General features: G+C 41.6%; 22 protein-coding genes. 12 read left to right on the top strand and 10 right to left on the bottom strand.

Annotated elements, in window-relative coordinates; all coding sequences use genetic code 11:
• Positions 1 to 150 precede the first annotated feature (150 nt).
• A complete protein-coding gene (locus AC3E9V_RS23805) occupies positions 151 to 522 on the bottom strand; it encodes a hypothetical protein (protein WP_488750674.1) in 372 nt (123 codons plus the stop codon).
• Between the two features lie 79 nt (positions 523 to 601).
• Here AC3E9V_RS23805 and AC3E9V_RS23800 point away from each other — a divergent pair, with 79 nt between their 5' ends.
• Positions 602 to 1,648 carry a hypothetical protein gene (locus tag AC3E9V_RS23800; RefSeq protein WP_488750673.1) on the top strand — a complete coding sequence of 349 codons (1,047 nt, stop codon included), beginning with the start codon at positions 602 to 604 and terminating at the stop codon, positions 1,646 to 1,648.
• A 621-nt stretch (positions 1,649 to 2,269) separates the two neighbouring features.
• Here the strand turns inward: AC3E9V_RS23800 and AC3E9V_RS23795 are convergent.
• The gene (locus AC3E9V_RS23795) at positions 2,270 to 2,974 is read right to left on the bottom strand and encodes a hypothetical protein (protein WP_488750672.1); all 705 of its coding nucleotides are present in this window, start codon (positions 2,972 to 2,974) and stop codon (positions 2,270 to 2,272) included.
• Between the two features lie 153 nt (positions 2,975 to 3,127).
• Here AC3E9V_RS23795 and AC3E9V_RS23790 point away from each other — a divergent pair, with 153 nt between their 5' ends.
• From AC3E9V_RS23790 to AC3E9V_RS23770, 5 genes are all read left to right on the top strand, one after another.
• Positions 3,128 to 3,484 (top strand): hypothetical protein, encoded by a 357-nt coding sequence (locus AC3E9V_RS23790; protein ID WP_488750671.1) that lies wholly within the window; start codon positions 3,128 to 3,130, stop codon positions 3,482 to 3,484.
• Positions 3,485 to 3,666: 182 nt separating this feature from the next.
• On the top strand, positions 3,667 to 4,146 hold the full coding sequence (locus AC3E9V_RS23785) for a hypothetical protein (RefSeq protein WP_488750670.1): 480 nt from the start codon (positions 3,667 to 3,669) through the stop codon (positions 4,144 to 4,146).
• 266 nt (positions 4,147 to 4,412) lie between these two features.
• Positions 4,413 to 5,126 (top strand): hypothetical protein, encoded by a 714-nt coding sequence (locus tag AC3E9V_RS23780; protein ID WP_488750669.1) that lies wholly within the window; start codon positions 4,413 to 4,415, stop codon positions 5,124 to 5,126.
• A 181-nt stretch (positions 5,127 to 5,307) separates the two neighbouring features.
• Entirely contained in the window at positions 5,308 to 5,715 is a 408-nt protein-coding gene (locus AC3E9V_RS23775) for a hypothetical protein (RefSeq protein WP_488750668.1), read from the top strand.
• Positions 5,716 to 5,787: 72 nt separating this feature from the next.
• Complete coding sequence (locus AC3E9V_RS23770; RefSeq protein WP_488750667.1) at positions 5,788 to 6,621, top strand: WG repeat-containing protein; 834 nt, start codon at positions 5,788 to 5,790, stop codon at positions 6,619 to 6,621.
• Between the two features lie 308 nt (positions 6,622 to 6,929).
• Here AC3E9V_RS23770 and AC3E9V_RS23765 read toward each other — a convergent pair whose 3' ends face one another.
• Positions 6,930 to 7,457 carry a hypothetical protein gene (locus tag AC3E9V_RS23765; protein ID WP_488750666.1) on the bottom strand — a complete coding sequence of 176 codons (528 nt, stop codon included), beginning with the start codon at positions 7,455 to 7,457 and terminating at the stop codon, positions 6,930 to 6,932.
• 222 nt (positions 7,458 to 7,679) lie between these two features.
• Between AC3E9V_RS23765 and AC3E9V_RS23760 the strand changes: the two genes are divergently transcribed.
• From AC3E9V_RS23760 to AC3E9V_RS23745, 4 genes are all read left to right on the top strand, one after another.
• Entirely contained in the window at positions 7,680 to 7,985 is a 306-nt protein-coding gene (locus AC3E9V_RS23760; RefSeq protein ID WP_488750665.1) for an ArsR/SmtB family transcription factor, read from the top strand.
• A 41-nt stretch (positions 7,986 to 8,026) separates the two neighbouring features.
• A complete protein-coding gene (locus tag AC3E9V_RS23755; protein WP_488750664.1) occupies positions 8,027 to 8,815 on the top strand; it encodes a PhzF family phenazine biosynthesis protein in 789 nt (262 codons plus the stop codon).
• Between the two features lie 200 nt (positions 8,816 to 9,015).
• Entirely contained in the window at positions 9,016 to 11,628 is a 2,613-nt protein-coding gene (clpB, locus tag AC3E9V_RS23750; protein WP_488750663.1) for an ATP-dependent chaperone ClpB, read from the top strand.
• A 237-nt stretch (positions 11,629 to 11,865) separates the two neighbouring features.
• On the top strand, positions 11,866 to 12,057 hold the full coding sequence (locus AC3E9V_RS23745; RefSeq protein ID WP_488750662.1) for a hypothetical protein: 192 nt from the start codon (positions 11,866 to 11,868) through the stop codon (positions 12,055 to 12,057).
• Here AC3E9V_RS23745 and AC3E9V_RS23740 read toward each other — a convergent pair.
• From AC3E9V_RS23740 to AC3E9V_RS23710, 7 genes are all read right to left on the bottom strand, one after another.
• Entirely contained in the window at positions 12,047 to 12,403 is a 357-nt protein-coding gene (locus AC3E9V_RS23740; RefSeq protein ID WP_488750661.1) for a hypothetical protein, read from the bottom strand. The genes AC3E9V_RS23745 and AC3E9V_RS23740 overlap by 11 nt on opposite strands.
• Before the next feature lie 317 nt (positions 12,404 to 12,720).
• On the bottom strand, positions 12,721 to 13,458 hold the full coding sequence (locus AC3E9V_RS23735; RefSeq protein ID WP_488750660.1) for an NYN domain-containing protein: 738 nt from the start codon (positions 13,456 to 13,458) through the stop codon (positions 12,721 to 12,723).
• A gap of 68 nt (positions 13,459 to 13,526) precedes the next feature.
• The gene (locus tag AC3E9V_RS23730; RefSeq protein WP_488750659.1) at positions 13,527 to 14,051 is read right to left on the bottom strand and encodes an NADPH-dependent FMN reductase; all 525 of its coding nucleotides are present in this window, start codon (positions 14,049 to 14,051) and stop codon (positions 13,527 to 13,529) included.
• A 415-nt stretch (positions 14,052 to 14,466) separates the two neighbouring features.
• Positions 14,467 to 16,086, bottom strand: a complete 1,620-nt coding sequence (locus tag AC3E9V_RS23725; RefSeq protein WP_488750658.1) for a Gfo/Idh/MocA family protein — start codon at positions 16,084 to 16,086, stop codon at positions 14,467 to 14,469.
• Entirely contained in the window at positions 16,079 to 16,579 is a 501-nt protein-coding gene (locus tag AC3E9V_RS23720) for a DoxX family protein (RefSeq protein ID WP_488750657.1), read from the bottom strand. Before AC3E9V_RS23720 ends, AC3E9V_RS23725 begins: the two co-directional genes overlap by 8 nt.
• Before the next feature lie 88 nt (positions 16,580 to 16,667).
• Complete coding sequence (locus AC3E9V_RS23715) at positions 16,668 to 17,336, bottom strand: SGNH/GDSL hydrolase family protein (RefSeq protein WP_488750656.1); 669 nt, start codon at positions 17,334 to 17,336, stop codon at positions 16,668 to 16,670.
• Between the two features lie 164 nt (positions 17,337 to 17,500).
• Positions 17,501 to 18,184 (bottom strand): energy transducer TonB, encoded by a 684-nt coding sequence (locus tag AC3E9V_RS23710; RefSeq protein WP_488750655.1) that lies wholly within the window; start codon positions 18,182 to 18,184, stop codon positions 17,501 to 17,503.
• A gap of 127 nt (positions 18,185 to 18,311) precedes the next feature.
• Between AC3E9V_RS23710 and AC3E9V_RS23705 the strand changes: the two genes are divergently transcribed.
• Positions 18,312 to 18,833 (top strand): mechanosensitive ion channel domain-containing protein, encoded by a 522-nt coding sequence (locus AC3E9V_RS23705; RefSeq protein WP_488750654.1) that lies wholly within the window; start codon positions 18,312 to 18,314, stop codon positions 18,831 to 18,833.
• 57 nt (positions 18,834 to 18,890) lie between these two features.
• Positions 18,891 to 19,058: a hypothetical protein gene (locus tag AC3E9V_RS23700; RefSeq protein WP_488750653.1), complete on the top strand. Its 168-nt coding sequence runs from the start codon at positions 18,891 to 18,893 to the stop codon at positions 19,056 to 19,058.
• Positions 19,059 to 19,121 lie beyond the last annotated feature (63 nt).

Raw genomic sequence — 19,121 nt, 5'->3', positions numbered from 1 at the left:
GAGCTTTGCCTATTGGTCCTTAAGGTCTTTTGTCTTAAGTCTACAGTCTTTTTGCCCCCACCTACGTTACACTTCGACGGACAAGTATTGCTTATTGGGGTTGCGAGGTTGTAACTTACATCTATCCCCCTGGGGGGATTATAGGGGGGATTAATCACCGATCACTGCTTTTTTGCCTCCACCTACGTTACACTTCGGCGGACAAGTATTGCCTATTGTTGTTGCGGGTTGCGAGGTTACGGGTTGAATTGTTGCGAGGTTGCGAGGTTTGAGTTGAATTGTTGCGAGGTGCGGGTTAAACTGTTGCGGGGTTGCGAGGTTTGAGCAGTTGGCTATTGACAATTGAGCTTTGCCTATTGAATCCACAATCTTCTGTCTTTCGTCTAAGATCTTAGGAGTAGTTACATCTAATCCATGACGGAAAAAGGACTTTTTTGTCAGGATAAATGGCAAGTTTTTGTAAGTTGTGAAACCGTTTTCCTGATAAGTTAAATCAGGAAATGCTGTGAGGTAGGTAAGCACTATAGTGCTTGTACAGATGTTGTGTGGCATTCAAAATGACAACTCGGAACCAATTGCATAATATCGAAAGGACAAAAAAATGAATTTAGAAATTGATACAATCTTAGCTGTAATTGGTGTTCTTGCAACAATTGTTATTGGCTACATAGGGGTAAGGTATACTCTGAAACATCGGAAAAGGACTGAAATCATATTCCTTAAGAATAGTAGTATATCTTTATTTAAAGCAATCGTTAAAAACCTTGATGACATTGAAATCAATTTTCAAGGGAAAAAAATTGACGAGAATCTCATTGTTTTTAAGGGAACTTTCTTCAATAATGGCAATACGGACATCGACAAATCAATAGTACATAAACCATTAGAAATCGAACTCCCAGATAATTATCATTGGGTAAGGCATAAATTAATTGATTCATCGGAAGGACTAGAAATAAATACTTCTACGCAAGACAACAAACTTATTTTTAATTGGGACTTATTTAAAGAGGGAGAATATTTCACTTTTGACAGTCTTGTTGAGCATAAAACTCCACAAAAAGAATCGAATAAAGACTTAGATACTGATATTAGCAAAGGGTTGGTTAGGAATATGAAAATCAATCATCGAATTACTAATCTGCGAAAAATTAATAGAGAAAATTCTATCCCAAGGCCGATGCCAGTGGGTGCAGCTATTTTCTTTTCAATAATTCTTTTAGCCTTGGTGACGGGTGCAGGCTACATTTCTTTCGGCCAGTTCTTCTTCCCAGAATATAAAATACTCAACGAAGTAAGCCTCAATTCAAACAGCCTATTTGTCGAAATCGACATTAAAGATAAAGATGAAATATTACTCATTGACGAGAAAGGAAAGGATATTAAACGAGTTTCTTCAAGCGAATTACAGCAAGCAATGGGAAGTGATATTAAAATAACCAAAGACAGTATAAATTATTGGACTTTAGGTGTTTTAGGTTTTATTGCCATTGTATATTTCATTATGTGGATTGTGATAATGATTTCAGAGTACAGAGAGAGACGATTATATAAGAAATTAAAGACCGTAGCAGAGCGACATGATGACTTGGACTTTGAAGAACGTAGACAAGTTGGGTTTAAGCTATTTGAATTGAGATTAAAATAAAAACGCCACACAACAGCAGCTAAGAAAACATGGGGCTGACAGTGGTTTACTCAAGGGTTCATTCTTCGTGGTTACCTTTGTCATGGGCGGACAGGTTAAGAGCTCCGAAAAGCCCCACGTTTCTTAGCTGCGAAACGTTAGTCTGCCACGAAATGGTACAAATCCAATAGGCTGTTTGCTTCGCTTTTGTGGCAGGCATACACCGCTAGCCGGACGATATCTGCCACAGTGCAACATGAAAGAGGTTTTTTATTGGCCAAATAGTAACATTAAAAAACCTCCGAAACATCGCTCCGGAGGTTTTCAAAACATGAAAACAGAATTTTTTAGGCTTCCTGCGGACCTGTAGCCGCTCCTGCGGTATAATGGCCCTTCATGGGTCATTTTTCCTCCCCCATTCCAAATAATATTCTGTCATGTTGATGTTTTAGCCGTCATGCCAAATAATATTCCGTCATGTTACTACTCGCATGCTCCATGCCGGGCATGGAGGGGTCTATGATCAACATGAAGGGGTACTACCCTAACATGGAGGGGTACTACATTAACATGGAGGGGTCTATGACCAACATGGAAGGGTACTACACCAACATGGAGGCATGTTTACTACAACATGAAGGCTTACCTGCTGGTCCAGCGCGCACTGTAGTATCCCTGCAGCCGCTTCTCATCCTTCCAGAAGACAAACTTACCGGCCTGACGGATCTCATCTACGGTATCTTTCAGCAGAGTGTAGGCTTTGTCGCGGATGATCTTTGCATTGTTATTGTCTGCCCGCTCGCCGTTCATGGTAGCCAGCAGTACACTCATCTCCGTAGCCTTTTCCGCGGCAGTGTCCAGCTTGCCCAGATCAAAGCTGCTGATGGATTCCAGCAGGGGCCGGTTGGCCTTGCCCAGCACCGAGAGGTCACTCAGGTCCTGCACCAGGTCAGCATTGCCGGTGCCCTCCTCTATGGTTTTGACTTTCACAAGCAGGTCCGGCCGCTTGCGGAAGGCAAAGCGGTAGGTATGCTCCAGCTCATCCTTCAGCGCCTCAGCTTCCGGGCTTTTCTGCTCCCACTCCTGCCGGGCCTCGTCCTGGCTGTAGCGGTCTTTCATCCACAGGCTCTGGGCATAGCGCAGGGCTCCGGTACGCTGTGGCAGCGCATCAAAGGTGGCCTGTGGTACTCCTGCGGCCTGGAGTTTGGGTTGGTCATCGTCACTCCATACTTCCAGGTTGGCCGCTTCCTGGGTGAAAACATCAATGGGCATGTTGGGGGTTTTTGTGGCTGCATCGTCGATAGCTTCTATCTCAGGTAGCGTGGCGTCATAATTTTCTTTAGCCATAAATTATATGTAATGTTTAGTTAGAAAAAATCCAAAATTATACACCTGACGCTTTGATGTCAATACCCAAAAGTGGGTATTTTTTTCTGACTGTTGGATTGTTTAACTTAAGCTAATATTATTAGTATTGTCTAAAAATATTGGTATTTCGCAATGAGAATAGAACCAGGGTATTATAAGATCAGGCAAAAAGAGGGGTTGCTGGAGTACCGTTATCATTATTTACGTGTGTATATCAAAGAGAGAGTCAAATTTCTCCAAATAGATGCAGGGATACCCACTGAAGCTGAGAAGTGTGAGCAGGATATAATCCAGGATTTTGAGATTGTAAAAAGAATTACACCGGGAAATCCAATCCAGGTGAATAGAGCGATAATTGATTTGAGCTGGGAGGATGAACATGGTGACTGCTACCACATGTCTGGCAGGAGTATCCATCAATTTTTTCGTATTATGGAGTTATTCCCTCGTGTAGCCAAGGCTTTGGATTTTAAAAGGTTGAAGGAGTAGATTTTGAAGGATGCATTTTGGATGGGAGCTATAGTTCTGGTAGCAGGTGCTGAAAGAAACGGTGGTGGGGAGGCAGGCCTTGCTGATATTAAAAATCCATTAGCTTTACTATGAGGGTATAGGTGAAGTATGGTGGGCTATGGTTACTGTACTCGGATAATGGCAATACATTATATATCATCATGCGACCTCAACTGACAGCATTACTCTTACTAACATTCTCGAACTTATTTGCTCAGAGCGGATTTGATGAAAACGACTATGACAGCTACTTCGAACTTTCGAACTACTTAACGAATTCAACTGAAATTGACAATGTAGTTTCTGAGTCCTGCGCTGTTTACATTGGACCAACAGCTGAAAGAATCGAACGTCTAAAGAAAGAATATGGAGAAGACGATTTTTATGTTGTTGCTGATGATAACAACTGGTATAATTATCAGTCGCGTGAACTTCTTAAAAAACTAAACATCAAAACAATCTATTTCAAATCTGGAACGGTCAAGTTTAAAGGGACTACTAACTTTTGGACACTTGATACTGATAAACCAGATGCACCAGCGTGGAACTTCATTCTCTTCAACGTTGACAAAACTCCGGTTATAGGCTCAACTGTTGACGTGACTGAAGAGGAACTCAAGGAGTATTTCGGAATAGAATAGACGATATATAACAGATGCTGATCGGTTATATGCCTCCCGAAGCTTCGGGAGTGCTTTCTGGCTGGCTTTAGTGCGAACTGGGCCATGAATCTACCACCGGGAAAGGTATGTGCTTTCTACGGATTTAAGTTGGCAGGAGATTTTGTTCTTCAGGACGCAGTGGTTTTATGCTATTTGTATCGCATTGGTAGTTTAGCTACTTTGTGCAAGTAAAACAGGTGGCGCACACGCGCCATACCAGGCGTTAGACTTAAAAAAATATGAAAATGAAAATCAATCTCGTAAATCTATTGCTCGTGATAATCTTATTCAGTTCGTGCACAAAAAAATATGAGATATACGTCTTTAATGATGAATTTAAAGAAAGTACAATAGTAATAGATGAAGACACTATCTCTTTGGATATCAATAAAAGCTTTACCCTTATTACCTTACCAGAAGGTGAACACACGATATTATCTAATGGTGTGTTGCCTAATCAAGTGTTGGTTAACTCAGATGGTATCATTTGTTCTGGGAAACGAGAATTTATGACATTCCCTATGAAATTTGTTGCTGACAATTCTTTGAAGAACATGGATTTTAGTTCTTCTTCAAGTGGTCCAATGGTTATTGGTGATTCCTTAGTAGTTTATGATAAGTACAATAACCAAACTGAACTTATCAGTGGCATGAAGAGAATTATTGATTTGAAAGTATTTAACCCTTCAGGTAAAAAATTAACACCGTCTTTACGAATCCTGCCTCAGAAAGATGGCATGATTTCCAAAACCTGGAATTATCAAATTCAGGATGTTCCTAGTACAATTGAAGTAAAAAAAGATGGGCTAACAGAACTGGTAGGTAAAAACATGAAAGTTGTTATGGAAATAAATGATTTTCTTTATTATAACAAAATTGCGAATCAATTTAAAGTTGAAAAAATAGAAAGTCAGGAATTGCTTGAAACTGTCAATGCGTATTTAAATAAGGAGTACTGAGTCTGAAATAAACCTAACAAACGTAGCTGTTGTACAACCTCTGAATAGTGGTAAATACCTAATCTTGTCAAGCGTTACCTGCCTCTAAGCCTTGTAATCGCGGTTTTTAAGATGGGAAATTTGACTGTTTCGGGGGAGATTTGAGTTGTATATGCACAGAGAGATAACATATAGGAACATAATGTACTTTTCGGCTCTTTTTCTGATTGTCGGACTATTTGTCAACTTTGAAAATCCAGCTGCCAACAACGTATCTGAACTCTTATTTTCATTAATTGCCTTGAACGCTGTTTTCTTTGGATTGCTGTGGCTCAAGAACTATGTGCTCTTAATTGGATTCATTCTTTACCTCATCTCCTTCAACTTTGATTTACTTTTTAACCCACTTTTTGCCGGATCAGCCCTAACGAATGATGAACCCTTTCAACTTCTTCTGAATTTGGATATCCTGGCAACAGGAACTGTAATAGTCGGAATTTTCGGAGATAATTATTTCAAGCCGAACTTGAAAATCCGGTTAATTACAATACTTTTATTAGCAATTGCCGGAACTACCATTTTCCAGCTAACCATAAGAACATTCGGTTAACAAAGTCAGCGCATAACAAGCGCTTCGGTTATATGGCTAAGTGCAGGCGTTACCCACAAAAAACACATCAAAATGAAGAGCATTTTACTTTTAGCAGTCACATTATTAATTATTAACATTAATCCATTAGAGGCTCAGAAGGCATTTAAAGTTTTTGAAAAATCTAAGAATGCCGTTGGAATTATTGATAAATCAGGAACCCAAATTATTCCGACTGAATTTGACCAAATCAATTATATCAACAAATCCTATCAATGTCGAAAAAACATCAAAATGGGAGTGATCTCATCAACAGGGGAAGTTTTAGTTCCTATTGAATTTGACTCCTTGCTTTATTCTAACTGTTCAAAGCCTAAAGTTTATGCAGCATCTTCTGAAGGTAAATGGATGATATATAGTGGAGATGGTAAAAAGTTGACTGAACTTGAATATGACCAGGTAAGTGCCCCTTCTGGAAATACAATGGCACTACGGAAGAAAAATAAATTTTTAGAGTTTGATTTAAATAATGAATCCTATGTGAAGATATCTGAAGAAAACTTTAACAATTACGAATTGTACTTTGAAGAATGCATGGATATGTCATTAACAAACGGATCTTCATTAGCCAAATTAACCTCTGAAAACGGTCTGTACGGATACAAAAAAAATGATGAATGGATTATTCAACCTCAATATGAATCTTTAAGAAAAACGATAGAGGATTATTGGGTAGGTGCAAAACAGGGCAAATATGGTCTTATTTCAATTGATGGGGAAGAGTTAACTGAATTTGCATATGATAACATTTCAACCCTTATGGGCTATGCTATTTTAAAAAAAGGTCAACGGTATGGTGTATATGATGTTAATCAAAGACTTGTAATTGTTCCAATAACGTATGATAAAATAGAGTTTATTGAATAACAAATGATATGGCACGTTCCCCTCAACTGAGTGACTTAATATTGCAATGCAAACCCTTTGCATTAGTAAACCCTCCGACTTAAGTCTGGTATGCTATTTTATATAGCCCTTAAAAAAATGGCTCATAAGGAAAGAGAAGGGCCACTCCGGCCAGAGGAGTGATGAATGGATATACAACCGATAACTTGGTGCTATCTCTTATTTGTAGCACTCAGTATAAATTTCTTCTAAGAAAGCAAGAGCTTTCTCTGCTTGAGCTTTTGATACTTTATAGGTAACGTATCTTGAATTATCATGGATTTTTTTCTTCATTTAGCCTTGATAACTTCTCTATATCCAAAACCATCTTCTTTTAGCAGGTTTGGATCAAGATTCTCGCAGGAGGCTAAACTAATATCAAGAGAAGTAGGAGAAAATAACTTAAGGAAAATATTCTTGTTTTCCTGAATTTTTGAATAAGCCAGTTCCACAAATTTGTCATTTAATAGTAGTTTTTCATCAACGGCTAAAACTACTTTTGGACAACTTGGAAATGGATTAATGTAGAATGAATGGGCTTTATAACCATTCTTGCTTAAGTAAGAAACTAGATTCTGAGAAAGGATGTAAACCTGGTTTGCCTTTTGGATAAACTTCTCAACTTTATCTTTCAAAATTGCTTCCAGAAAATCTTTCTTACCAGAATTCTTTCCATCGGAGAATCCCTGGGTATAAGCTTCAGCAACAATATCAACATGGTAGTATTCTTCGGCACTTTCGGTCTTAACTTGATCCTTGTACTTACTTATGTATTTGCCGAATAACTCTGTTCCGCTTTTTTTAGCTGCAGTACTCATCCTTGATCCTGAAGTGGTTGTGCTTTTAACGAAAACGAACGCGAAGGTAATATGTTTGGTTCGAAAATTATCACTGGCAATATAATAAAAGATTTGAATAAACAAGAGATAACAACGTTGGCATTTATTGAATCAAAATCAAACGGGATTATTCAACAGGGAAAAGAAAAAAGAACAATCATTTCTACATATCGGTAATTATAGATTTGATATATTTGCTATATGATAGATCTCATCGAAATAAGTAAGGCACTATCTAATAAAACCAGAGTGGATATTTTAGATTGGCTAAAAACACCTGAAGACAACTTCCCACCCCATAAGGAAATTGTAGGGTTTGAACAGGGAGTTTGCCTCGTTTTTATTAAAGATAAAGCCAACTTATCACAGTCTACCATTTCTCAATATATGTCTCAACTTCAGAAGGCAAACCTCGTAATCGCAACAAGAATTGGAAAATGGACCTATTTCAAAAGAAATGAAGCGGCCATAAAATCGTATGCTGAGTTTATATCAGAAAACCTATAAAAAATTTAAGTCAACAAATCTACAATTACCAATTTATAAATATGAAACACTTAGAATTCTATCAAATAGACACATTTGCCGAAGAAAACTTTAAGGGAAACCCTGCCGGGGTTTGTCCATTAGAGGAATGGATAGACGAGGAGTTAATGCAAAATATCGCTATGGAAAATAACCTTTCCGAGACAGCATTCTATATTAAGAAGAATGGGTATTACGAAATCCGTTGGTTTACTCCTACTACCGAAGTTGATCTATGTGGGCATGCCACACTGGCATCTGCTTTTGTAGAATCTAAAATCAAAAACAGTGCAGCAAAAGAACTGATATTTAAATCTAAAAGTGGTGATTTAATAGTAGACTCAAAGAGTAACCACATTTGCCTGGATTTCCCTGCAGATAGACCTCAACAGATTCAACTAACGAATGATCTAATAATCCCGTTTGAAAGTAAACCTGTAAATGCATACAAGGGAAATTCGGATATATTACTTGAGTTTGAATCAGAGGAAGAAATAGCTAAAATGTCCCCTAATTTAAACTTAATATCAAACATTAAATGTCGTGGGATAATTGTGACAGGTAAGGCTAAAGATTATGATTTTGTCAGTAGGTTTTTTGGTCCCCAGTCAGGAATTGATGAAGATCCGGTAACGGGTTCAGCCCATACCACATTGATCCCATTTTGGGCTGATAAGTTAAATAAGACAATTTTATCAGCATATCAGCTTTCTAAACGCGGTGGAGCACTCAATTGTGAATTATTGAATGACAGAGTGAAAATTTCGGGAACAGCTAAACTATATTTAACAGGTAAAATACTACTATCATAATGCAATAAGTAAAAGCTCTCCTTTTCAGGCATTTTTACCGGAATACTCCGATTTACATAATCCTTAAAAAAACACCTGCCATTTTTTCCTGATTTTGAGTGATTCTGATCTTTTTTCTGTCATTGTGTCTTGAAATAGTGCAATAAATGTGATGGAACGCCTTTTGATATCTTGTGATCGTACTATGAATCAGGAGTGATATGAACTTTAATAACTATACGATAAAGTCTCAGGAGGCCCTTCAGAAAGCAACGGAAATAGCCAGTGGCCATGGACACCAGGTGATCGAGACAGGTCACCTCATGCGGGCGATCCTGCAGTCTGATGAAAATCTGATCTCTTTTCTTTTGAAGAAGACCGGGGCACCCAGACAACAGCTGGAACAGAAACTGGATGAGGTCATCCAGTCTTACCCAAAAGTTTCCAGAGGGCAGCCCTACCTTTCCAATGCTGCTCATCAGGCACTACAAAAAGCTGAGAAATATCTAAAGGAATTTGGTGATGAATATGTGGCCGTGGAGCATATTATCCTGGGTGTTCTTGCCGGATCAGACAAAGCAGCGCAAGTGCTAAAAGATGTAGGTTTTGAAGAGAAAGGACTGATCAAATCCATAAAAGAGCTGAGAGGTGGAGAAAAAGTGACTGACCCCAATGCCGAGTCAAAGTATCGGTCATTGGAGCGCTACTCCAAAAACCTCAACGAGCTGGCCAAGAAGGGCAAGATCGACCCGGTCATTGGCCGGGATGAGGAGATCCGGCGTGTTCTTCAGATCCTCGCACGGAGGACTAAAAATAACCCAATACTGCTTGGTGAGCCTGGCGTAGGTAAGACGGCTATAGTAGAGGGAATGGCCCAGCGAATAGTAGATGGCGATGTGCCCGAAAACCTGAAATCCAAAACGCTGATCTCGCTGGACATGGGACTTCTGGTAGCAGGTGCCAAATACAAAGGCGAGTTTGAGGAACGTCTGAAAGCAGTGATCAAAGAAGTGACCGACAGCAATGGGGAGATCATCCTGTTTATTGATGAGATCCATACCCTGATCGGTGCTGGAGGAGGTGAAGGTGCTATGGATGCAGCCAACCTGCTGAAACCGGCGCTGGCCAGAGGAGAGCTTCATGCGATTGGGGCAACTACGCTGAAGGAATATCAAAAACACATTGAAAAAGATAAAGCCCTGGAGCGTAGGTTCCAGACGGTGATCATCGATGAGCCATCCGTTCAGGATGCCATCTCGATCCTGCGAGGCATCAAAGACAAATATGAAGTACACCATGGTGTTCGGGTAAAAGATGATGCGGTGATTGCTGCGGTTGAGTTGTCTAACCGATATATCTCCGATCGATTTTTGCCGGACAAGGCCATTGACCTGATGGATGAGGCGGCTTCCAAGCTGAGGATAGAGATCGACTCATTGCCGGAAGAGCTGGATGAGCTGAATCGTAAGATCATGCAGCTGGAGATTGAGCGTGAGGCCATTCGCAGGGAAAAGGATAAGCAGAAAGAAACGGAGCTCAGTAAGGAAATTGCAGAGCTGACCGGCAAACGAAATGACCTGAAAGCGAAGTGGGAAAATGAAAAGTCCGTGATCCAGGGTCTACGCACTGAGAAGGAGAATATCGAGAAATATAAAACAGAGGCTGAGCAAGCCGAACGCTCAGGTGATTTTGGACGAGTGGCTGAGATCCGTTATGGAAAGATCACAGAAGCTGAAAAAAACCTTGAGAAATATCAAAAGCAGCTTCGCGAAATGCAGGGTGAAAAGTCCCTGCTGAAGGAGGAGGTTGATCCGGAAGATATTGCCGAAGTAGTGGCAAAGTGGACCGGTATACCTGTTTCCAAAATGCTGCAAAGTGAACGCGAAAAGCTGCTCCACCTGGAGCAGGAGCTGGGAAAACGTGTAGCTGGCCAGGAGGAGGCGATCACTGCGGTATCTGATGCGGTAAGGAGGAGCAGGGCCGGATTGCATGACCCGAAACGCCCTATCGGTTCTTTTATATTCCTTGGTACCACCGGGGTTGGTAAGACTGAGCTGGCGAAAGCTTTGGCCGAATACCTTTTCAATGATGAAAATTCCATGGTGCGGATCGACATGTCTGAGTACCAGGAGCGGCATGCGGTGAGCCGGTTGATCGGAGCGCCTCCGGGCTATATAGGATATGATGAAGGTGGACAGCTGACTGAAGCAGTCAGAAGAAAACCCTATAGCGTGATCCTGCTGGATGAGATCGAAAAGGCGCACCCCGATGTGTTCAATATCCTGCTGCAGGTACTGGACGATGGCCGACTGACTGATAACAAAGGCCGGGTGGCCAACTTCAAAAACACGATTATCATCATGACGACCAACATCGGTTCCGGACTGATCCAGGAACAGTTCGAGAAAATGACTGATGCCAATCAGGAAGAAGTTATTGATGAGACGAAACGAGAAGTTTTTGAACTCATGAAAAAATCAGTACGGCCGGAGTTTTTGAACCGCGTGGACGAGACCATCATGTTCCGACCGCTAAGCAGAGGAGACCTCAAGAAGATCGTAGGTATCCAGTTTAAGCTCATTCAGAAGCGACTGGAGGAAAACGGCATCAAGATCGAGGCGGACAATAAGGTACTGGATTACATCGGGAAGCTTGGTTATGATCCGCAGTTTGGAGCGAGACCACTGAAGCGAGTACTTCAGCGTGAGATCCTCAACGAACTTTCAAAGGATATTCTGAGTGGTAAGGTTAGCAAGGATGCAGTCATTGGAGTCACCTTGTCGGATGATAATCAGATTGAGTTTATCAACCTGGATGAGGTGAAGGTAGAGTAGGTTTTTGCTGTGTTGGCTGTCGTGAGGCAGCCAACTTTTTTTAAAAACTAATCTTCTGACTAGTTCTACTTCGTCAAGTTATATTGAATGATCATCGAGGAGTATGGATTTGATACAAATATTCCCCCTTTTCTTTCAAAGGGGGCTGATGGGGGTTATAGAAAAATTTATCAAATCACATACTCCCTTACTTAATTGCAACCTGACAAAGCAGGACTAGATACTTTTAATACACATTTGAAAAAAATCCTGCATAATCTCAAACGCTTCCTCTGGCTCTGTACCGTCGGTTTTATGATCGCCTGGCACAATGTGTATTTTCAGGATGACCGGTTACGTGAGGAGGATAAAATAGAAATAACCCAGCTTGAAGAAGATGAGGAGAATGAGGAGGGAGAAGGTGATATTCCAAGGCTATTTATGGATTAGATTTTGTGCCGTAGAAGTAGCTAAACTTCCCATCATCAAAGATCAATGTATCTGTTTCATTCAGCCCCCAAAGGCATTCTTTTTCCCACATTTCTTTAGGTGTATCATCAAGAAATGAGACGATTGCATAGCATTTGTATTCCAGGGTATCCGTTATAGACTCACAGATTACATGAGGACCCCTGGTCCTCGCGCAATTTCTCACGCCCTGTCCTTCCAGAGTAATCCGGCCTATCAGGTCATTGTTAACTTTTTGTCTCCATCCGTCCGGAGGGGTTGGTCGATCTCCGTTACAGGATATGAAGAGAAAGCAGGTCAGTACAAAGGCAGGTAGTGAGGATTTCATGGCAAAACGGTTTTGGCTAATTGAATTTAAAGAAATTTTTCCAAATGCGATTTGCATAATGCTGAAGTCGTCAGGTAGATAGATCTTTGTTTATTTAAGGAGTGGATGACGAACATTTACACTGGCCCCATTCCATCCCTGAAAATTATAGCAATACTTGAAAAGTAAAGGATAATGCACAGGATAAGTGAGGAGGTGACCGCATAAATGATCCTTTCAGTCTTTGAAAGGGACTTGATTCTCCAAAAAAGGGTGAAGCAGATGGCTGGAGAAAGAAAGATTAAATACCATAAGATTTGTCCCAGAACATCCATTCCTTATTTATTTCTTACATAGATCAGCTTATGTCTGCTTCCTTTTTCCCGCTGATCCACTTCAAACCGGTTGATGGATTGGATCATGGGTGTAAGCTTTTGAAACCCGAAGTTTCGCGAATCAAAGTTTGGTTGCTTTTTTTGCAGCAGACTCCCCACATCACCTAAAAATGCCCAGCCGTCTTCATCGGCACAGTCAGAGATAGTAGCTGCAATGAGTTTGATCACTTTTGCGGTAATTTTCTCGTGCTCATCCTTTTTGGCAGTCTTGCTTTTAGACCCATTTACTTCATTATCCTTGTCTGCTTTTTTGAGGATCTCGATATAAATAAACCGGTCACATGCCACGATAAATGGATCAGGCGTTTTCTTCTCACCAATGCCTATGACTTTCATGCCTGCCTCTCTCAGCCGGGTAGCTAGTCGTGTAAAGTCACTATCGCTGGATACGAGGCAAAATCCATCTACTTTTCCCGAGTAAAGGATATCCATCGCATCAATGATCATGGCTGAGTCGGTGGCATTCTTACCTGTCGTATAACCGTACTGCTGGATGGGTGTAATGGCGTTCTCAAGGAGCATGTTTTTCCACCGGGCCAGATTTGGTTTGGTCCAGTCACCGTAGATCCGCTTGATGGTTGGGTTGCCGTATTTGGCGATTTCCTCCATCATTTCCTTTACATATGCTGAAGGAATATTGTCACCATCAATAAGTACTGCAAGGTTGATGTCCTTTTCCATACCTCAAAGCTACCGTGTTTGTGCCTGAATTTGACTCTGGTAATGGTTTAAATTCCGGAGGATAGAAGTTACCGCATGGAGAGGATAAACGAATCCATCAAATATCCGATCCGTTTTTTTGTCTGGTCGTCTGCCAGGTTTTTATCACTATCAAATTTTCCCTTAACCCCCTGGATAAGAAGTTTTGAATCATCAGCTATTTTAGCCTCAAGGGTAGACATTACCAATTCCAGCGACTCAAAAGCTTTTTGGCCCGAAGCTGAAGCCACAATTAATGCAGTGGGTTTGTTAGAAAACAGGGTAGTGGATACATTCCATTCAATAGCATTTTTCAGGCTGCCCGGCAAGCTAAACACGTACTCCGGGGTGCAGATCAAAAGCCCGTCAGCAGCCGCAATTTTTTCACGAAATTCTTTAACGGATTCCGGAGGCTCCAGGGTGTCGAGTTCGGGATTGAAGTGAGGAAGCGTATCTATACCGTCAAAAATCTCCAGCTCCAATTGATCCTGGTAAGTGCTTTTGATGTATTGCAATAAAGCCTCATTGGAGGAGTTTTTTCGGGTACTCCCTGAAATGGCCAATACTTTTTTCATGTGTTCAAAGTTTCGAAATTAGCCGCGCCGCGTAGGCGGTTTGCTACAACCCCTTTGATCATACCTGGCCTGCCTGCCGTAGCCACTTTCGGCAGAGGCAGGTTGGTGTTGCTCAATATCTGGGTTGAGGCTACGCGCCCCGACATCATGCTCATTTCATAGCAGTGTATTTTAAAAGGATTCGAAGCTAATTATTTAGTTTGAAAAAGGACCTTTTCGAGGTGGATCTGTCAGAGATATGACACGAGAAGCAAATAATAAAGGCCGGTGATTCCGGCCTTTGGCGTTTTGTGTCCCGCAATGAAGAGGATCAATCAAAGCGCGATCTCTTAATGTTCTACAATACTATGTTAACATATTTTTTAGACCGCACCTATGACAAAAATCAGTTCATGGATAAAAAAATGTCAAGGCGCTAGACAAAGCGCTCTTTATTTAAAAGTAAAACCTCATCCAGATCAACACCTGGAACAGGAACAATTTTCCGGCTTACCGGGTCCCAGTCGATACGGCGGCCTAATTTATATGACAATCCACCCATATGGGCAGTAATAGCTTCCTCAAACCCCTCCTGAATACCACAGCTTGGTTTGCCGCCGTTTCGGATACAGCTTAGCCACTCTCTGACATGCAGGTAAGTACTGTCCACCCGCTTTCCATCACGGTAAGTCCATAGTAGCCCTTTATCAGCAAAATATTTTGAGGTAGCAGAGGTGATCCCGTCTACTCCCTCCGCAGCAGGATCATACTGGTAAATAGGCACATCGGAATCTATCTGTCTTGCTTCGATCATTTCCCGGTATTTGGTAGACTGGGGATCTGCATAGATAGAGATCCGGTTCCCTAACTCCATGGTGCCATCATGTCCCATCAGCACAGTACCACGATTGTATTGATTGCCTAATGTGGCGCTGTATACGAGTGTCATGCCTTTTTCTTTTCCCGGGTCTTGTGTGCTGCCTGTCGTAAAATCGGGAAATTCCATGTTGATGTGCATCACATCCGGGACGTTTCGTCCGTCGCGATGCGTATAGATCCCTCCACTGGACATTATGGAATTGGGTATTCCCATTTTCAGTACACAGTTGATACGGTCATAATCATGAGTCATCAGATCTCCGGAAAGCCCGGATCCGTAGGCCCACCATTTTCTCCACCGGAAGAAATGTTCTTTATTGAAAGGGACCTTTGGCGCGGTGCCAAGGAATAACTCCCAGTCTATCGTTTGTGGGCTGGCTTTTTCATGAATGTAGTACTGCCAGGCGCCATTGTCGTCATTTCGGTTGGTATTTGTCTGGACCAGTGAGACGTGTCCGAGTACATTTTGTTCTATGACGCTTTGGGCGGTCAGGAAACTCTGGGTTTGCCGGTGCTGGTGTCCCACAGCAAATACAGCTTTGGAGTTCAGGGCAGCTTCACGTAAGGCATAGGTTTCGGCAATATTGTGTGTCATGGGTTTTTCCACATACACATGTATACCTTCATTTAGCGCATCTATGGAAACAGGAGCGTGCCAGTGGTCCGGTGTGGCGATGATCACCGCATCTACATCTCCGCTTTTGAGCATTTCCTGGTGGGTCCTGTATCTTTTTATTTTATTGTCATCTGTGTTGAATGAGGTCAAAGCCAGGTCTGCCCTCACATCAAAAACATCACACACTGCTGTCAGCTTCACGTTCAGGTTTTCCTGTTCCAGAAAGGATTTCAATTGGGTATCTCTCGGGTTCTTTTCCTGAGCTTTTCGGGCGCCTTCCAGCCATTCACTATTCGCAAAGCCCAGGACCCTGCAGAGGTGTTCTCCCCGTCCGCCATATCCTATGATCCCGACACGGATGGGGTCGCCTTCCATAGAGCCGGATACTGGTGGTAGTGAGGCTTTGATCCTGAGTGATTCCAGGATGGCTTTTCGTTTTGCACGGGCTTCCAGGCTTTCTGTGGCAGCAGCCCAAAGGATACCTCCGGCAATGGGGATGCCCGCCAGGCCTTTGATCACATCTCTTCGTGACCACCCGCTTTTTTTACTTTCATTATCCATGACTGTTTGGTTTAGGGGTTACGTCTTTTTTAAGGCCAAATAATCGTTCTATACCGAAAGCCCGTGCTGTTGGGAAGTTGTACAAAACAAGCAGAGCCGTTGCTTCTATCAGGTTCTTATTGATGATCCAGTAGTTACCTTCCATGCCTGCCTGTGAAACATCCATAAAAGGAGGCTGAGCCAAATAGTATAGCAATAGAAGTACAATGCCCGCGATTGCTGCGGGTCGCTCTATAAAACCGATGACAAGGGCAATGCCAATGGCGATCAGTCCAAATATGTTCAGAAAATTAATTATTGAAATGATGCCATCATCAGCCAGCCAGGCAAAGAGGTTTTGAAATGGTCCCTGGGCATTTAGTAGAAATCCCCTGGCTGTCCATGAGGGATTGTAAGCTTTAAGAAAACCCTCATACAGAAAATGCCAGCCAATAAACAATCGCAAGAAAATAAGCGAGTTTTGCTGTGATTTTGATAGATCAGACGTCTTCATTTTATGTTAATGTTTTGTCTGATCGATATTAGCTCATTTAGCTGTTAAAACCGATGACAAACGTCAGGTGAAGGGTTTGAAAAGGTCACTATTCCCATTTTTCCAGGATCATCTCTGCAATCATCCGTTGCCCTCCGGGAACGAGGTGAATGCCATCTTTGGACAATTCTTCCCACTTTGGAAGCAACCTGGGATATGTATCTACAAAAACACAATTTTCCTTTTTAGCAACCTTTTTAAATCGGGGGTGAAGCCAGGCAATGTCTGCAGCACCACCCTGATATTTTTCTATGAGCTGACTGTCCGGAGCATAGGGTGGTGGAGAAATAACATAAATTTTTGGCCGATTCTGCTTAAACATATCGTGAGCTTTTATTTTTCCGATCAGTGTTTTGAGGTTTTCCGGCACCTCTTTCAACCGGTCATCAAATACCGCCTTACAATCATTTGTGCCAAGCATAATCACAATTTTATCTACCGACCCCAATTTAGCCTTTCCTTCATTTAAGTATCGGTCAACATTTTTTAAGGTATTTAGTGAGGTACGGCCCAGATTATCAAAACCAATGGTATTTCCTGAAACAGACGTATTGTAAATAGAATCCCCGGGCCTGAGCTGACTTAGCTGGTATACCCAGCCATCTTCCAGTGCTCCGTTCGAATCCCCGATCACCAGTATATTAGAGGATTGAGCAACGGATAATGACCTTGAAACCACTAATAAAGCCAGAATGAAGAGTTTAACTATGTTATTCATTTTTAAGTACATTTTACTTTAAGTAAAAAGTAAAGCTAAAGATTACTGAAGTTATTCGGAACATGACTGAGGGGCAGGTAAAAAATATGGGCTGCTTGTTGGTATGAATGACATAAAAAAGGCGCTCCCAAACGGGAACGCCTCTGCATATGGCAAAAAAGACACTAATAATTAAGCGAGAAAGTAATTGGGAGGACCATTCGTACTTTTACAGGGCGTCCCCTTTGTTTCCCAGGAGTCCACCTGGGAGATTCTTTTATTACCCGTAGGGCTTCTTCATCCAGTCCTTTACTTACTCCTTTCATAACCTGGACGTCTATCAACTCTCCATCAACATCAATAATAAACTGGACAAAGACTTTTCCTGAAATCCCCATTCTCCTTTCCATTGAGGGGTATTCAATGTTTTCGGCTACATATTTAAGAAAGGCCTTTTCACCGCCAGGAAACTCCGGCATGTTTTCCACTATATCGTGAACCACAGGAGGTTTTTCAACCGGAGGTTCATCTAGTAAGATATCATCTATTGGGATATCAAGAGGTTCTTTCGTGTCCACCATCTGTTTAAGAGCTTTGGTTGTTTCAATTATATCTTTGATTTGCTCTGGTTTCACAATTTCCTCTATTTTCTCCTTTGGTTTAGGAGGTTCCGGTTTGGGGAAACTTGTAATTGGGATCTCTATTGGCGGCGGAAAGTGGTCCTCTGATGAAGGAAGTTCCATCGGGTCATATTCACTTTTCCATTCGAAAGCTACCGTTACGCAGAGCAGAGCAACCATGAGCCCAAAAGCAAAGAATAATGGGGATTTTCGCTCCAGATCATATTTAGGATTCTTTTTGTTTTCCATAAGGCAGAATAATTTTTGGTTTACAGGTTGTTTGAGGAAATAACGGGTGGTTTATCACTTTATTGCCGATAAAAAATCTTGCCAGGTAGTTTGCATGCTCTGCTGTCCTAATCTAATTTGCATTGCTATGCAATTGATTGATTTTCTTTACCAACCAGACAATCGCTACATCCAGGTGCTTTTGACGGGTATTTTAGTGGTGTTATATGTAGTAAGTACCAAGATTGCGACCCGGCTGATCAAACGTTTTGGCAAAAGACGTGGGATTGCGTTGCCCAGGGTAGTCTATACGGCTAAATATTTCCGGTTTGTAGCATTTGTCGTGAGCTTGTCGTTATTGGGATTGATCTGGGATATGTCGTTTGAAGGGCTGTCTGTTTATTTTTTATCCTTTTTTACGGTAGCAGGAATCGCGCTTTTTGCCGCATGGTCCATCCTGAGCAATATCACTGCAGCTATCATTTTATTTTTTTACTTCCCTTACAGGATCGGCAATCGTATCCGGATCATGGATGGAGACAACTCCGTAGAGGGGGTTATTTTTGACCTGAATATGTTTTCCATTATCATTAAAAACGATGAAGGCCAAAAGATTACGTATCCCAATAATCTGGCACTTCAAAAAGGGATTATTTATTTGAAAGATTAGCGCTGGACAGGAATTATTTTATTGCTTAACTTGTAGTAATCAAAAACTAAAACCATTATGACCGTTCAAGAATTAGAAGCCGAAATCAAATCGCTTGAAGCACAGCTGACTGGGGACATGTTTAAAGACATGGAGATCAGGGATAAGATCCACAACCTGAAGATGCAGGTGAATGGAACAAAACCTGTGAACCAGCAGATTGACTGTGTAGGCTGTGGTAGCTAAGTCTTGAAAAATATAAGCCATTAAAAAAACCCACCGAGAAGTGGGTTTTTTTAGTTAAAAGCA

The organism is Marinoscillum sp. HNIBRBA16962, from assembly GCF_057801515.1.
Note: the sequence above shows the minus strand (reverse complement) of the source record. Positions and strands in the feature narration are given on the sequence as shown.

What these genes read in the sequence shown, in the direction of transcription:
- AC3E9V_RS23800 (WP_488750673.1), top strand. Translation starts at nt 602, where the DNA reads ATGAATTTAGAAATTGATACAATCTTAGCTGTAATTGGTGTTCTTGCA.
- AC3E9V_RS23795 (WP_488750672.1), bottom strand. Translation starts at nt 2,974, where the DNA reads ATGGCTAAAGAAAATTATGACGCCACGCTACCTGAGATAGAAGCTATC.
- AC3E9V_RS23790 (WP_488750671.1), top strand. Translation starts at nt 3,128, where the DNA reads ATGAGAATAGAACCAGGGTATTATAAGATCAGGCAAAAAGAGGGGTTG.
- AC3E9V_RS23785 (WP_488750670.1), top strand. Translation starts at nt 3,667, where the DNA reads ATGCGACCTCAACTGACAGCATTACTCTTACTAACATTCTCGAACTTA.
- AC3E9V_RS23780 (WP_488750669.1), top strand. Translation starts at nt 4,413, where the DNA reads ATGAAAATCAATCTCGTAAATCTATTGCTCGTGATAATCTTATTCAGT.
- AC3E9V_RS23775 (WP_488750668.1), top strand. Translation starts at nt 5,308, where the DNA reads ATGTACTTTTCGGCTCTTTTTCTGATTGTCGGACTATTTGTCAACTTT.
- AC3E9V_RS23770 (WP_488750667.1), top strand. Translation starts at nt 5,788, where the DNA reads ATGAAGAGCATTTTACTTTTAGCAGTCACATTATTAATTATTAACATT.
- AC3E9V_RS23765 (WP_488750666.1), bottom strand. Translation starts at nt 7,457, where the DNA reads ATGAGTACTGCAGCTAAAAAAAGCGGAACAGAGTTATTCGGCAAATAC.
- AC3E9V_RS23760 (WP_488750665.1), top strand. Translation starts at nt 7,680, where the DNA reads ATGATAGATCTCATCGAAATAAGTAAGGCACTATCTAATAAAACCAGA.
- AC3E9V_RS23755 (WP_488750664.1), top strand. Translation starts at nt 8,027, where the DNA reads ATGAAACACTTAGAATTCTATCAAATAGACACATTTGCCGAAGAAAAC.
- clpB (WP_488750663.1), top strand. Translation starts at nt 9,016, where the DNA reads ATGAACTTTAATAACTATACGATAAAGTCTCAGGAGGCCCTTCAGAAA.
- AC3E9V_RS23740 (WP_488750661.1), bottom strand. Translation starts at nt 12,403, where the DNA reads ATGAAATCCTCACTACCTGCCTTTGTACTGACCTGCTTTCTCTTCATA.
- AC3E9V_RS23735 (WP_488750660.1), bottom strand. Translation starts at nt 13,458, where the DNA reads ATGGAAAAGGACATCAACCTTGCAGTACTTATTGATGGTGACAATATT.
- AC3E9V_RS23730 (WP_488750659.1), bottom strand. Translation starts at nt 14,051, where the DNA reads ATGAAAAAAGTATTGGCCATTTCAGGGAGTACCCGAAAAAACTCCTCC.
- AC3E9V_RS23725 (WP_488750658.1), bottom strand. Translation starts at nt 16,086, where the DNA reads ATGGATAATGAAAGTAAAAAAAGCGGGTGGTCACGAAGAGATGTGATC.
- AC3E9V_RS23720 (WP_488750657.1), bottom strand. Translation starts at nt 16,579, where the DNA reads ATGAAGACGTCTGATCTATCAAAATCACAGCAAAACTCGCTTATTTTC.
- AC3E9V_RS23715 (WP_488750656.1), bottom strand. Translation starts at nt 17,336, where the DNA reads ATGAATAACATAGTTAAACTCTTCATTCTGGCTTTATTAGTGGTTTCA.
- AC3E9V_RS23710 (WP_488750655.1), bottom strand. Translation starts at nt 18,184, where the DNA reads ATGGAAAACAAAAAGAATCCTAAATATGATCTGGAGCGAAAATCCCCA.
- AC3E9V_RS23705 (WP_488750654.1), top strand. Translation starts at nt 18,312, where the DNA reads ATGCAATTGATTGATTTTCTTTACCAACCAGACAATCGCTACATCCAG.
- AC3E9V_RS23700 (WP_488750653.1), top strand. Translation starts at nt 18,891, where the DNA reads ATGACCGTTCAAGAATTAGAAGCCGAAATCAAATCGCTTGAAGCACAG.